General features: G+C 70.5%; 7 protein-coding genes. 1 reads left to right on the top strand and 6 read right to left on the bottom strand.

Annotated elements, in window-relative coordinates; all coding sequences use genetic code 11:
* Window positions 1-18: 18 nt before the first annotated feature.
* The 3 genes from AN218_RS17390 to AN218_RS17380 form a co-directional block, all read right to left on the bottom strand.
* Window positions 19-1,872 (bottom strand): protein kinase family protein, encoded by a 1,854-nt coding sequence (locus AN218_RS17390; protein WP_070017804.1) that lies wholly within the window; start codon window positions 1,870-1,872, stop codon window positions 19-21.
* A 111-nt stretch (window positions 1,873-1,983) separates the two neighbouring features.
* Entirely contained in the window at window positions 1,984-4,293 is a 2,310-nt protein-coding gene (gene murJ, locus AN218_RS17385; RefSeq protein WP_070017803.1) for a murein biosynthesis integral membrane protein MurJ, read from the bottom strand.
* A gap of 33 nt (window positions 4,294-4,326) precedes the next feature.
* Window positions 4,327-6,945, bottom strand: a complete 2,619-nt coding sequence (locus AN218_RS17380; protein ID WP_070017802.1) for a DUF6049 family protein — start codon at window positions 6,943-6,945, stop codon at window positions 4,327-4,329.
* A gap of 158 nt (window positions 6,946-7,103) precedes the next feature.
* On the opposite strand from AN218_RS17380, the gene AN218_RS17375 reads away from it, so the two are divergent.
* Window positions 7,104-8,597, top strand: a complete 1,494-nt coding sequence (locus AN218_RS17375; protein ID WP_079132274.1) for a CCA tRNA nucleotidyltransferase — start codon at window positions 7,104-7,106, stop codon at window positions 8,595-8,597.
* 9 nt (window positions 8,598-8,606) lie between these two features.
* Here AN218_RS17375 and AN218_RS17370 read toward each other — a convergent pair whose 3' ends face one another.
* From AN218_RS17370 to AN218_RS17360, 3 genes are all read right to left on the bottom strand, one after another.
* A complete protein-coding gene (locus AN218_RS17370) occupies window positions 8,607-9,968 on the bottom strand; it encodes an MFS transporter (RefSeq protein ID WP_070017801.1) in 1,362 nt (453 codons plus the stop codon).
* 209 nt (window positions 9,969-10,177) lie between these two features.
* On the bottom strand, window positions 10,178-11,722 hold the full coding sequence (locus tag AN218_RS17365; protein WP_079132273.1) for a glycosyltransferase family 87 protein: 1,545 nt from the start codon (window positions 11,720-11,722) through the stop codon (window positions 10,178-10,180).
* Window positions 11,723-11,855: 133 nt separating this feature from the next.
* A partial coding sequence (locus AN218_RS17360; protein WP_338059626.1) for a transglycosylase domain-containing protein occupies window positions 11,856-14,314 on the bottom strand: 2,459 nt, incomplete at its 5' end.

Below are 14,314 nucleotides of genomic sequence, written 5' to 3'. Positions count from 1 at the left end.
TGCGTCAGTGCCGAGGGATCAGCTCATTACCTGGATCTCAGTGATCCGGCCACGGTAGTTGCCGTCGTCCGAGAGCGGGAGCTCAGTGAGCCATACCAATACGTATTGAGTCCGGATCGGTTTCTTCGCCTTGAGGGTCAGATGCTCACCCGTACCGCTGGTGACGTTGCTGAAGCCGTCGAGTGAACTCGGCATCGTGGCGGTGTCCTTGGGCGCGGCGAGGAAGTGCGCGCCGGTGGCTCCCACGAAGTCGACCTTCACGGAGCTGACTTGCTGCGGCTTGCCGAGATCGAGGATCAGACCGGCTCCGGGCTTGAGGTGGCCGAAGTCGGGGTGGCCGTAGTACTTCTGCGTCAGCCAGTACGTGCTCGGGTCGCCGTCGTAGGCGTCGGGGACCTTCGCCGGGTTCTCGCTGCCGTTGCCGCGGGGCGGCGGGTCGAAGTCCTTGGCGTCGACGATCTTCACGGGCTTGCCGGTGGCGCCCGTCTCGTCGTTGCCGTGCGTCTGGCCCGTGCTCCCGCCCGGTGAGTTGTCGCCCTTGAGGAGCGTGTCCGCGACCTGCCAACTGCCCAGTCCGAGCGCGGCGATCAGAAGGGCCGAGACCCCCCACTTGAGGACCTTGCCCGTACGCCCGGGAAGCGCCGGGGGCGCCGGAGGATCGGCGGGAGCGCCGGGGCCGCCCATCGCGGAGGCCGGCCGTGCGTGGGCGCCCTGTCCGTACGCGCCGCCCGGCTGGTACGCGGGACGCTGGTACGGACGCGGCGAACCGAAGCTGGGCTCGGGCGGCTTGATGCGCGGGAGCGCGGAAGCCGCCTTGGACAGCTCCTCGGGAGTGGTGCAGGGCTGCTCGTGGCTGGAGGCGGTGGCGCCGTCGTTGACGAGTGCGCGCATCGCGAGCTGTGAGAGGCCGCGGTGCACACCGGCGCGCACCTGGTCGGGTGCGACGAGGGTGCCCTTCGCCAGGGAGCCGACTCCGGCGAGTCCGTATGCGTCCTCGTCGTACGGCCAGCGCTGCGTCAGCGCCGCATAGAGGAGCGCGCCGATGCCCTCGGTATCGGCACGCTGCGGTGCGTCGCTGGTGATGCCGCGCAGGGCGGCGCTCACGGCGAGGCCGCGGATCCGGTACTGCCCGGAGCCGGTGCGCAGCACCGTGCCCGGTGTCAGCCGCAGATGGGACAGGCCCTTCCGGTGCGCGGCGGTCATGGCCTGCGAGAGCTGCGTGACGAGCTGATAGGCGTCGTGCGGCTCCAGGGCGCCGGTGGCGAGGATGTCCCGGAGCGGAGTGGCGTCGGGAAGCCATTCATGGACGACGTAGACGAGGTCGTGGTCTTCGACGGCGTCGAGGACCTGGACGAAGCGCGGGTCGCCGAGCAGTGCCGAGGAGCGGGCCGCGGAGAGCACCTGTCGGGCGCGGGAATGGTTCGACGGCAGGATGTGGACGCCTACGGCGCGGCGCAGCTTCTCATCGACGGCACGCCAACTGCTGAATCCGTCCAGACGAGTGACGCACTCCTCCAGGCGGTACCGCCTGGCGAGCTTGTGGCCGCTGTGCAGGTCCGGTGGTTCGGGGTCCGCCGGGGCGGGATCCGCGGAGCTCCGCTGACCCTTCTCCGTCAGTGAGACGGTGTCGTCGCCGCTCTCGGCGGTCTCGCCGTCCGCGTCGCCCTCGGCGCCGCCGTCCTGGACGGCGTTGTCGCTGTCGCTGCTGCTGGGGGAGGCGGCTTGGGATCTGGTGTCCTCCGGGGACCGGTCGCTGCTGCTCTGTCCGTCCTTCGCGCTGTCGACGCTGGCCTTGTCCGCCCGGGCGGTGGGAGTCTCCTCGTCACCGCTGTTCTCAGCCACGCCGACGGCAGCTGTGCTCCGTTCCGCCACCGTCGTTCCTGCCTCCCCAGTTCATTGCAGCCACTTTGTGCAACAGCTCAATAATTGTGCCCACAGTCCGCCGCTATGCACGACACCCAGTGGCCGCGGATGGTTGTACGGTCAGCGCCCGAGACGGGCACGCACCATACCGACCATGGCCGTCATCTCCTCGATCCGCATCCTCTTCGCGGCTAGGACGAAGACGACGGCCAAAGCGATCCCTCCGGCTACCAGCGACGCCAGCGAACCGAGCGTTCCGCTGCCGAGCGCCACGGTGATGCCGTAGACGACGGCGCCCGCGGCCAGGGTCGCCGGAACCGCCGCGCCCGCCAGCCTGATGTACGTACGCAGCACGTGCGCGGTGTCCAGGTCGCCGCCCAGCCGCAGACGTAGGCGCCGCCACGCGATGCCGACGCCGATGACGTACGCGAGGCCGTACGAGGCGGCCATGCCGATGACGGCCCAGCGGGCGGGCAGCAGCAGGAAGCACGCGGCCGAGGCCACGGCGTTGGCGATGGCGACGACGACGGTGTTGAAGAACGGGGTGCGGGTGTCCTCGTAGGCGTAGAAGGCACGCAGCACCACGTACTGCACCGAGAACGGGATCAGGCCGACGCCGAAGGCCATCAGTGCGTACCCCATGGAACGTGCCGCGTCGATGCCGGACGGGCCGTAGATCAGCGTGCACATCGGTACGCCGAGGGCGAGGAAGCCGAAGGCGATCGGGACGATGGCGACGGCGGAGTTGCGCAGCCCCTGGGAGATGTCGTCGCGGACGGCGCCGGTGTCGCCGTCGCTGGCGGCACGGGAGAGGCGGGGCAGCAGGGCCGCCATCACGGAGACGGTGATGATGGCCTGCGGCATGTTCCAGATGAGCTGGGCCTGCGAGTACGCCGTCCAGCCCGCTCCCGCGTGGCCCTCCGCGGCGGCCGACTCCTGCGCCCAGGTGGAGAGTTGGGTGACGACGAGGACGCCGGCCTGGTTGGCGAGGACGAACAGCAGCGTCCACTTGGCGAGCTTGGCGGCCTTGCCGAGGCCGTGGCCGCGCCAGTCGAAGCGGGGCCGGATGCGGAAGCCCGAGGCGCGCAGGTACGGGATCATCGCGAGGGACTGCACGACGAGGCCGAGCAGGGTGCCGATGCCCAGCAGCCGCACGGCCTCCGGGGGGATGTTGCCGACCGTCAGGCCGGAGTCGTCGGCGGAGCCGTAGACCCACAGGAACGCGCCGACGGTGGCCATGATGACGATGTTGTTCAGGACCGGGGTCCACATCATGGCGCCGAACCGGTTGCGGGCGTTGAGGATCTGACCCATCACCACATGGATGCCCATGAAGAAGATGGACGGCAGGCAGTAGCGGACGAAGGTGACGGTCACCTCGTTCGCCTGCGGATTCTCCGCGAGCCGTACCGACATGACGCGTACGAGCAGGGGCGCGGCAAGGACCGCGAGGACGGTCAGGGTGCCGAGGATGACCGTGACGAGGGTCAGCAGACGGTTCGCGTACGCCTCGCCGCCGTCGCCGTCCTCCTTCATGGCGCGCACGAGCTGCGGGACGAAGACGGAGTTCAGGCCGCCGCCGACGGTGAGGATGTAGAGCATCGTCGGCAGCGTGATGGCCAGTTGGTAGGTGTCGCCGAGGACGGCGGCGCCGATGGCCGCGACGACCATCGCCGAGCGGATGAAGCCCGTCAGCCGGGAGACCATCGTGCCGGCCGCCATGATGGCGCTGGAGCGCAGCAGCCCGGCCGCTCGTCCACCGCCGCCTCCGGTGCCTTCGGCGCCCTTCTCCGGGGGCTCCTGCTCCGCTTCCCGGTCGTCGAGCGGGGGCGCGGGGGCGTCGGGCTCGGGGGGCGGCGGCATGGCCTCGGCGGGTGCGGCGTGCGCGGCTTCGAACCCGGGGCCCTGGCCCGGCCGTGCGGGCACCTCGTCGGGGAGCGGCCGGCGTTCGCCGTCGTACGGGTCGGACGTGGACGACCGCGGATCCTGTACGGGTGTGCTCTCGGCGCGCGGCGAGGGCGGTGCGGCCGAGGACGTACGGGCGCCGTCGGCGTGGCCGCGGGTCTGGTCGCGGAAGAGGTGGGCGAAGGCGTCGTCGGGGTCGCGGCTCTCGCCGCTCACCTGGGGCCGCTCGGGCGGGCGGTTCTCGTGTCCGGCCGCCGGCTCGCGGGGGTCTGATGCTGCGTCGTCCCGTGCGCTCCCTGTCGTGCCCCCGGGCCCGGCGGTTCCTTCGTCTCCGGGCTCGTCGTCGCGGGAGCGGCTCAACAGGCCGTCCACGCCCGTGTATCGGGCGGTCGCGGGGTCGTCGCCGTACGGCGTGCGCCGGGACGGATCGCGTTTGTGGGCGTCACGTACGTACGGGTCCTCCGCTGGCTGCGAGCCGTCGTCGGGGGCGCGGCCGCCCCGGTCACCGTCGTGCGGCGCATTCATCGCTACCTACCCCTGCCCTGCTCGCAAGCTGACTCAACGGTCCACTTTCTCACCTGTGTCGGGAACGCTTCCGCTTCCTTTGCCGGTGCGGGTACCGGTGTCGACGGGCGCGGCGGGCTCTCCGGGATTCCCGGGCTCGGATGCCTCCGGATCGGCGGCGCCGGCTTCCGGAGATGCCGTGGGTGCGGCTTCCGGTTCTGCGGGCGCGTGCGCGGAGTCCGAGGTGGGACGGCCGTCGCCGGCGCCGTCCTTGTCCGTGCTGTCGTCCGTGCTGCCGGTGTCGTCGGTCCCCACAGGTCCGTCCGTACCGCTCGGGCCGTCACCGCCGGAGCCCTCGCCCGGACCGGACTCCGGGCCGGAGCTGCCGGAGTCCCCGGCGTCCTCGTCCGGGCCCGATCCCGGCTCGTCCTGCCCGGAGGCCGCCGCGCCGCCGCCGTTGCGCTTCCTCGTCGTGTACATCCGCACCCCGGCGAGCACCACGAGCAGCACGCCGCCCGCGATGACGAGCAGCACCGTCGACGTGATCGACGTGACGTTCACCTGGAAGACCATGGGCCTCCCGTACGGCTTGCCGTCCTTCGTGTAGAGCTGCGCCTCCACGTACGCACGGCCGTTGGCCTTCGCCGTCGTCGAGAACTTCACGGACTGGCTGTGCTCGCCGTCGATCTTGACGGCCTGCGGCTTGCCGACGTCGAGTCCGATGCGGCGCCTCGACTTCAGCCGCAGCTCCAGACCCTCGACGCCCTGTACGAGGTTGTTCTGCACCGTCACGGGAATCGTGGCGCTGCGACCGGAGAGGGTGATCGGCGTCTTCTGGATCAGCCGGACTTCCTTGCTGAGCCCGACCAGGTAATCGCGCACGCCGTCGCGGTAGTTCGCGGCGCCCTCGGCGTCCCCGCGCCAGGAGGAGGACTCCCCGCGCTCGACCGCGCTGCCGAACGGGGTCACCACCCGGTCCTCACGCGTGAGGACCTTCTTGAAGTCGCCGACGAGCCGCTTGGTGTCCTGCACGTGGCGATACGCCTTCGTGGGCAGCTCCTGCTTGCGCAGCGACGACGGGTACTGGCCGCCGCTCGGCACCCTCCGGTTCGCGCCCGCGTCGGGCTTGGCGTCGGCGGCCTCCGACAGGTCGCTGCCCTCCGCCCACAGCCCGTGCTTCTGCAGCGAGCTGAGCGCCAGCGCCATCGCCTGCGCCTGCTGCGCGGTGGGCATCCGCTGCGGTGCGACGAGGACGCTGCGCTGCTTGCCGGGCACCTGGTCGGTGAGCGCCTGCGTCTCGGCGAGGAAGCGCTGCACCGCGCGGGACGTCGCGCCCGGACGCGTCATGTCCCCCTCGAAGATCTCGGAGAGGCGGGCGTCGGCGACGAGCGCGGTGTTGCCGCCGCCGATCGGACGCGCGGACGTCGGTGTGTACGAGAGCGCGGTGTCGCGGAAGCTGTCGCTGCGCGCGATGACGTTGTGGGCGCCGGCGGACGTCGCCACGTCCACGATGCTCGGGTCGATGGCACCCTCGACCGGCCAGGCGAAGTCGGTGCTCGGCTCGGTGTGCAGTATCGACTCGATCGTCGTCTTGGCGCGCTTCGTGGCGGAGTCCAGATCGCCGAGCGCTCCGGGGACGTTCTTGCCGCGGTGCGCGAGCGAGGCCACGTCGGTGTCGGCGAAGGGCAGCGTGGCGACCTCCTCGCCCTTCACGGCGTTCTGGAGGTCCATGAGCCACTGCTTCGCGTACGTCTGGCCCTTGCCGGCGACCGTGCCGCCGCCCTTCTTCTCCACGCGGTAGCGCTCGGTCATGGCGTTGACGGTCGCCAGCAGATCGGGGTCGATCATCCACGTGATCGGCAGGTCCTTGCCGAGATTGACCATCTGCTGGAGACGGCCGCCGGGAGCCAGCTCCTTGGCGAGATCGTCGTTGCGGAAGACGGGAGTCTGCGCCTCGTCGGACTGCGTACGCGCCGTCAGATGCGAGGACGAGATCAGCGGCCAGAGATAGGTCAGCTCCGTCTTGTGCTCCGCGTCAGACTCCTGCCAGGGCAGGAAGCTCCGCTCGATGCCCAGGATCTGGTCGTACGGGCGCTCGCGCGTCTGGCCGGTGAGCGTGACGCCGAGCTGGTAGACGCCGGACGCGTCCATCTTCAGCGCGCTGACGGGCAGTTTGAGCTTGAAGGAGCTGCGGATGCCGGGGCGCATGCTGCCGACCTTGGCCGTCGCGTGCTTCCCCTCGACCTTCTTGCCGTCAGCACCCGGCAGATAGTCCTTGCGGCCGGCGTTCTGCTCCAGGGCGCTGCGGCTGTTGGCGCCGCGGCCGATGCGCAGGCCGACGGCGGCGTCGGTGATGGAGGACCGTCCGTTGTTCACGACGGTGCCGGTGACGCTGAGCGTGTCCCCCTTCTGCGGGGTCGCGGGCGAGAGGGTGTTGATGGAGATGTCGGCGGTGCGGGAGCCGGTGCCCGTACGGTGCGGTGCGGCGGACACCGAGGAGGCCGCCGCCGTCTCCGCGTTCGCCGCGTGCGTCGCGCCCTCGGCGGCGACCGCCGGAGCGGGCAGCATCCCGCCGATGAGCGGTCCCGTGGTCAGCAGAAGAGCGGCGGTACGTCGCAGCCACCGGCGGGCGGGAGCGGTCGGGGTGCCCTGGTTCTCAGCCGCCTCGGCCACGCGCTCGTCCGTCCTCGTCTCGTCGTGGATGCGTCTCGCTGGTCTGATGGTAACGATGCCCTGAGAAGGTACGTGCCGCGGTGTACGTCACATGATCCGGCGGCGTTGTGACCAGGCGCAGGGTGTGCCGTGGGGGAGGCAACGTACCCTGTGCTGTCGTGCCGAACGCCAATGATGACATCCAGTCGACACCGCCCGCCCCTCCCGCCAAGGAGCAGCTCAATGCGGCGCAGCGCCGCGCGGTGAGCGAGCTGCTGCGGGTGTCCCCCGTCGCTGACGAACTGGCCCGCCGGTTCGAGGAGGCCGGCTTCCGGCTCGCCCTGGTGGGCGGCTCCGTACGGGACGCTTTGCTGGGACGGCTCGGCAACGACCTGGACTTCACCACTGACGCCCGGCCCGAGGACGTGCTGCGCATCGTCCGCCCGTGGGCGGACGCGGTGTGGGACGTCGGCATCGCCTTCGGGACGGTGGGGTGCCAGAAGAAGGCGTACGACGGGGGAGAGACGCGGAGCTTCCAGGTGGAGGTGACCACCTACCGCTCGGAGGCCTACGACCGTACGTCCCGCAAGCCCGAGGTCTCCTACGGCGACTCCGTCGAAGAGGACCTGGTGCGCCGCGACTTCACGGTGAACGCGATGGCGGTGGCACTGCCGGAGAAGCGCTTCATCGATCCGCACGGCGGTCTGGAGGACCTGGCCCGCCGTGTGCTGCGCACTCCCGGGACGCCGGAGAGCTCGTTCTCCGACGATCCCCTGCGGATGATGCGCGCGGCGCGCTTCGCGGCACAGCTCGACTTCACGGTGGCCGACGACGTGCTGCGTGCGATGAAGGCCATGGCGGAACGGCTCGGCATCGTCTCCGCCGAGCGCGTACGGGACGAGCTGAACAAGCTGCTGCTCTCCCCCGAGCCCGTCAAGGGCATCCGGCTGCTCGTCGAGACCGGCCTCGCGGAACAGGTCCTGCCGGAGATTCCCGCACTGCGGCTGGAGCGGGACGAGCACCACCGTCACAAGGACGTCTACGAGCACTCGCTGACCGTCCTTGAGCAGGCCATCGATCTGGAGGAGGACGGACCGGATCTGACGCTGCGGCTGGCCGCGCTGCTGCACGACATCGGCAAGCCGCGCACGCGGCGGTTCGAGCCCGACGGCCGGGTCTCCTTCCACCACCACGAGGTGGTGGGCGCGAAGATGACGAAGAAGCGGATGTCCGCGCTCAAGTACTCCAACGAAGCGGTCAAGGATGTCTCGCGGCTCGTGGAACTGCATCTGCGCTTCCACGGCTACGGCACCGGCGAGTGGACGGACTCCGCGGTGCGCCGCTACGTACGGGACGCCGGCCCGCTGCTCTCCCGGCTGCACAAGCTGACGCGCTCGGACTGCACGACGCGGAACAAGCGCAAGGCGAGCGCGCTCTCCCGTGCCTACGACGGCCTGGAGGAGCGGATCGCGCGCTTGCAGGAGCAGGAGGAGCTGGACGCGATCCGGCCCGACCTGGACGGCAACGAGATCATGTCGATCCTCGGTGTGAAGCCGGGGCCGGTCGTGGGCAATGCGTACAAGCATCTGCTGGAACTGCGCCTGGAGCACGGCCCGATGGAGCATGACGAGGCGGTCGCCGCGCTCAAGGAGTGGTGGGCCGCGCAGAACTGAGGCCCGGGCTCAGCTCGTACCCGGAGAGGGCGGGACCGACGGCTGCGGCTCGCTCGACATGGTCCGCGTGCGTTTCACGTGAAACATCAGCGCGGCGACGCCCGCGTACAGCACGGCGACTCCGACGACCAGCGCGACCGAGCGCCCGTCGGGCGGCAGTATCAGAGCGGCGACGCCCGCGGCGCCCACGAACGCGACGTTGAACAACATGTCGTAGAGGGAGAAAACCCGCCCCCGGTAGACGTCGTCCACCGTCGACTGCACAGCGGTATCGGCGGTGATCTTCGATGCCTGGGTCACGAGCCCCAGAACCAGCGCGGCGAGCAGGACTGGGACAGGCTCGAAGCTCAGTCCCAGTGCGGGTTCCAGGACGGCGGCCGCCGCGGCGCACAGTGCGAGCCAGCCGAAGCGGCCCGCCCGTCCGACTCCCCAGGGCGTGATGAGGGCGGCGACGAAGTAGCCGACGCCCGACGCGGCGACCGCGAGGCCGAGCAGCTTCAGCCCGGCGCCCATGTCCACGGCCTCGACCGCCTCGTCGACCCTGCCGTCCGCGCCCCATGCGTAGCGGCAGAGCATCAGCACCATCACCGTCAGCGCCCCGTAGCAGAAGCGCATCAGCGTCATGGCCGTGAGCGCGTACGCCGCGCTGTGCCGCTGCCGGAGGTGGCGGATGCCGTCGGCGAGACCGCGCGTGGTGGTGGCGAGGGTCGACAGCAGCCGGAGCCGTACGCGCGTCGCGTCGGGGCCGGGGCCGAGACGGTCGCGGCTCATGCGCAGCGCGGCGCTGCCGGCGAGGAGATAGACCGCGGCTCCGGCCAGGACGACCAGGGCGTTGGTGCCGCGGCCCCCGTCCGGTGCGGCCAGCCGGATGGCGAAGGCGATGCCGCCCCCGGCGGTGGCGGCCAGCGTTCCGGCCGTCGGGGAGAGGGAGTTGGCCATCACGAGGCGGGGCTCGTCGACGACGCGTGGGAGCGCGGCCGAGAGCCCGGCCAGGATGAAGCGGTTCACGGCCGTGACCGAGAGGGCCGAGAGATAGAAGAGCCATGCGGGGACGGCGCCGACCACCAGCGCCGCGGTGCCGGCGGCGAGCACCGCGCGGAGCAGGTTCCCGTAGAGCAGCACCTGTCGTCTGCGCCACCGGTCCAGCAGGACGCCCGCGAAGGGGCCGAGGAGCGAGTACGGGAGCAGCAGTACGGCCATGGCCGAGGCGATGGCGGCCGGCGAGGTCTCGTTCTCGGGGGAGAAGACCACATACGCGGCGAGCGCTACCTGGTAGACGCCGTCGGCGAGTTGGGAGAGCAGACGCACCGCGAGGAGTCGCCGGAAGTCGGGAAAGTGCAGCAGGGTGCGGAGGTCTCCCACGGCGCTCATGGCCCCAGCTTCACACACGTACGGAGGGGCGCGCGTCACGGTCCCGGCGAAGGGACGGGCGTAGGGAGCGGCGTAAGGAGCCGGGCGTCCCGGCCGGTTTCACGTGAAACCGGCCGTTCATGCCAGAGCTCGTGGCACGGGCGAAACGGGGCCGCCTTGCCGTGCGTTGGCGGCGTACCGGCGTAGCTTCCGCCGGGGTCCGTCCGTCCTCAGTGCGGTTCGGCGGGCCACGCTCCCCAGTGCACCCGGGCTTGCCGGTACGGAATCGCCCCGGCCGAGGGTGCCGGGCGCTGTGCACGCGCGCCCAGGGTGAAGACGTCCGGGGCCCGGTCCAGCACGCCGCCCCCGGGGTCGTCCGAGCCGTCCCGGCGTACGACGTCCCGCTCCGGCTTCAGCGCGTCCCGTACGACGACCGCGCACAGATAGAGGGTGCCGAGGAGGTGGATCATTATTACTAGCTGGTAACCCTCGGTGGGCAGGCCCTGGTGCTTGTCGCCGCTGCCCGTGTAGGCGAGGTAGAGCCAGATCCCGAGGAAGTAGATCACCTCGCACGCCTGCCAGATCAGGACGTCACGCCACTTGGGGCGGGCGAGGGCGGCGAGCGGGATGAGCCAGAGCACGTACTGCGGCGAGTAGACCTTGTTGGTGACGATGAAGAGGGCCACGACCAGCAGTGCGAGCTGCGCGAGACGCGGCCTGCGGGGCGCGCGCAGCGCCAGGACGGCGATGCCGGCGCAGCCGAGGACCATGAGGAGCGTCCCGTAGAGGTTGGCGTCCGGAAGGGGGCTGCCGGTGCGCTGGGAGATGATCAGCCAGATCGAGCCGAAGTCGACGGGGCGCTCCTGGCTGAAGCTGTAGAACTTCGACCAGCCCTGGGGCGCGAGCAGCATCACCGGCAGATTGACGCACAGCCACGCGGCCGCGGCGCCGCTCAGCGCCCTGGCGAACGCGCCGAGGCGGCCCGCGCGCCAGCAGAGGACGAGCAGCGGGCCCAGCAGCAGCACCGGGTAGAGCTTCGCGGCGGTCGCCAGGCCGATCAGCACGCCGGCGGCGAGCGGGCGTGCCCGCGACCACATCAGCAGCGAGGCGGCGGTGAGGGCGACGGCCAGCAGGTCCCAGTTGACGGTGGCGGTCAGCGCGAGAGCGGGCGCGAGGGCGACGAAGAGGCCGTCCCAGGGGCGGTTGCGGTGGGTGCGCGTCGCACAGACGAAGAGGACGGCGGCGCACACCATGAGCATCCCGGAGTTGACCATCCAGTACATCTGCTCGCGCCACTGGAGGTCGCCGCCCGGCGTCATCCAGGAGGCGACCTCCATGAACACCCCTGTCAGCACCGGGTATTCGAGATAGGCCATGCCGTCCGAGAGACGGTCGGGGATGTGGTCGAAGTACGGGACGAGCCCGTCGGCGAAGCCGCGGCCGACGAAAAGGTGGGGGATGTCGGAGTAGCACGCGCGCACGTACTGGCTCGTCTGGCCGGAGAACCAGGCACCGTTGAAGCAGGGCATTTTCTGGATCATGCCGAGGGCGAACATGCCCAGTCCCAGCAGCGCGACCACCCGTACCGGCGTCCACCAGCCGCCCGGGTCCGGCGCCGCGCGCCGGCCGACCGGTCCGCCGATCAGCTCGCTGCCGGCCGCCGCGACCTCGTCGTGCTCCGTGGGATGCACGGGGCGTTCGGCGCTTGCGGGGGCGCTGCTGCGGCCCGGGAGGTCGGGGACGTCCGGGAGGCCCGTGGGGTAGGCACGCGTCATGCGCACATCCTGCCGCACGGCCCCGGACGCCAGCAGCCCCGTCACGGTGTGACCCGTGACGGGGCTGCTGTCCCGTGGTGCGTCTCGGCGGCGAGGCCGGGGCGGGGTCCGCGGACCCCGCTAGGCCGGTCTCCTAGTCCCGTTCGCGGGTGCCGCCCGGGCCGCCGAAGAGGCCGCCGTTGTCGTTGCCGTTGTCGGTTCCGCCGTCCTGGCCCTGGTCGTTGCCACCGGTCTGACCTTGGTCGTTGCCACCGGTCTGGCCCTGGTCGTTGCCACCGGTCTGACCTTGGTCGTTCCCGCCGTCCTGGCCCTGGTCGTTGCAGGTGAACGGGTTGTCGCAGGACTCCGTGGGAGACGGCGACTGCGTCGGCGGCTGGGACGGGTCCTGCGACGGGTCCTCCGACGGGGTGTCGCTCGGCGTCGGCGTCGGCGACGGGCTCGCGCCCGCTCCGAAGACCGGCTCGCCGATCGGCTCCGGCGTCGGGAAGGGCTTCGCGGCCGATCCCTGCAGGGCGCCCGTCATGTACTTCGTCCAGATCTCGGCGGGGAAGGACGCACCGTGGATGGAGTCCTGGCCGCCCACGCCGTACATCTTCTGGAACCGCTGGGTCTTCGCCTTGTCGTTGACCCGCCACATGCCGATCGAGGTCGAGAGCTGCGGCGTGTAACCGGTGAACCAGGCCGACTTGTTGTCGTCCGTCGTACCGGTCTTGCCCGCCGCCGGGCGGCCGAGCTGACGCGCCGTCGTGCCGGTGCCGTCCTGGACGACCGTCTCCAGCACGTTCGTGACGTTGTCCGCGACGCGGGCCTCGAAGGCGCTCTTCACCTGCTTCTGGTGGTTGTAGAGGTCCTCGCCGTTCTCCTCGACGCGGGTGACCGAGTACGGCTCGGACTTCATGCCGCTGCTGGCGAACGTCCCGTAGGCGTTGGCCATGCGGATCGCGCTCGGCGCCGACGTACCCAGCGACAGCGTCGGGGTGCTGCGGGCCAGGCTGTCCTCGTTGAGGCCCGCGTCGAGCGCCGACTGCCGCACCTTGTCGACGCCGACGTCCATGCCGAGCTGGATGTACGGGGTGTTGACCGAGTACTGCATGGCCTCACGCAGCGAGATCCGGCCGCGGCTCTCGTTGCCGTCGTTGCGCTGGCGCCACTCCTTGCCCTTCTCGTTCCGCCAGATCGAGCGGTCGTAGTTGCGCAGCTTCAGCTTGTTGTCGCCGTTGTAGACGCTCTTGGGCGAGACCGGCGTACGTGCGTCACGGCCCTGAACCTCCGGGCCGTTCGGGTCGCGGACGCCGTCGCGCATCGCCGCCGCGAGGACGAACGGCTTGAAGGTGGAGCCGACTTGGACGCCGGTGTAGTCGGCGTTGTTGGTGAAGTGCGTGGTGGCGTCCTCGCCGCCGTACATGGCGACGATCGCACCGTCCTTCGGCTTCACCGAAGCGCCGCCGAACTGCACGTACTTGTCGACGTTCCGCTTCTTCGGGTCGATGTTGGCCTTGCGGACGCGCTCGACCGCGGCCTCCATCTCGGCCATCTTCTTCTTGTCGAAGGTGGTGTGGATGCGCAGGCCGCCCCGCTTGAGCCTGCCCTCCGAGATGTTGCTGTTGGCCGTGATGTAGTTGTTGACCGTCTCGACCATGTAGCCCTTCTGGCCCTTGAGTTCGGTCGACTTGCGCGGCGGCTTCGGCCTCGGGAACGAGGTGTACTTCGCGCGGTCCGACGAGGAGAGCCGGCCGGTCTTGACCATCCGGTCCAGCGTCCACGACCAGCGGTTCTTCGCCCGCTCCAGGTTCTTGTCCGGCGTGGCCGCGGAACCGACGCCGCCGGCGGGGTCGTAGAGGTTCGGGCCGTTGAGGGTCGCGGAGAGGAACGCGCACTGGCTGGCGTTGAGTTCCTTCGCGTCCTTGCGGTAGTACGCCTGCGCCGCGGCCTGGATGCCGTAGGCGCCTCGGCCGTAGTAGCCGGTGTTCAGGTAGCCCTCGAGGATCTCGTCCTTCTCGTCGGTCGCGCCGACCTTGATGGAGATGAAGAGTTCCTTGAACTTACGCGTGAGCGTCTGCGACTGGTCGAGGTAGGCGTTCTTCACGTACTGCTGCGTGATCGTCGAACCGGACTGGGTGTCGCCGCCCAGCGCCATCCGCCCGACCGCGCGCACGATGCCGATCGGGTCGACGCCCGGGTCGTCGTAGAAGGACTCGTTCTCGGCCGAGATCACGGCGCTCTGCATGGCCTTGGGGATCTGCGCGAGCGGCACGATCTGCCGGTTCTGGTCGCCGCCGCCGGCGACGACCATCTGTGTGTTGTCCGACCAGTAGTAGACGTTCTTCTGCTGCTTGGTCGCCTCGTTGACGTTCGGCTTGCCCACCATCGCGAGCGCGATGCCCGAGAGGCCGATGATCAGTCCGAGGAAGCCGGCGAACGAGCCGAGCACGAGCTTCCAGGACGGCACCCAGCGGCGCATCCCGTGCTTGTTCCAGCGCGGGTAGTCGATGAACCGTTTACGGGGCGGCGGTTCGAAGCCGCGCCGTCCTCTGCCGTACGGTCCCGAGCCGCGGCCGCCGCCCGCGCCACCTGCGCCGCCTCCCGGCCGCC

Origin of the sequence: Streptomyces nanshensis (assembly GCF_001751255.1) — a bacterium.
Classification (GTDB): Bacteria; Actinomycetota; Actinomycetes; order Streptomycetales; family Streptomycetaceae; genus Streptomyces; species Streptomyces nanshensis_A.
Note: the sequence above shows the minus strand (reverse complement) of the source record. Positions and strands in the feature narration are given on the sequence as shown.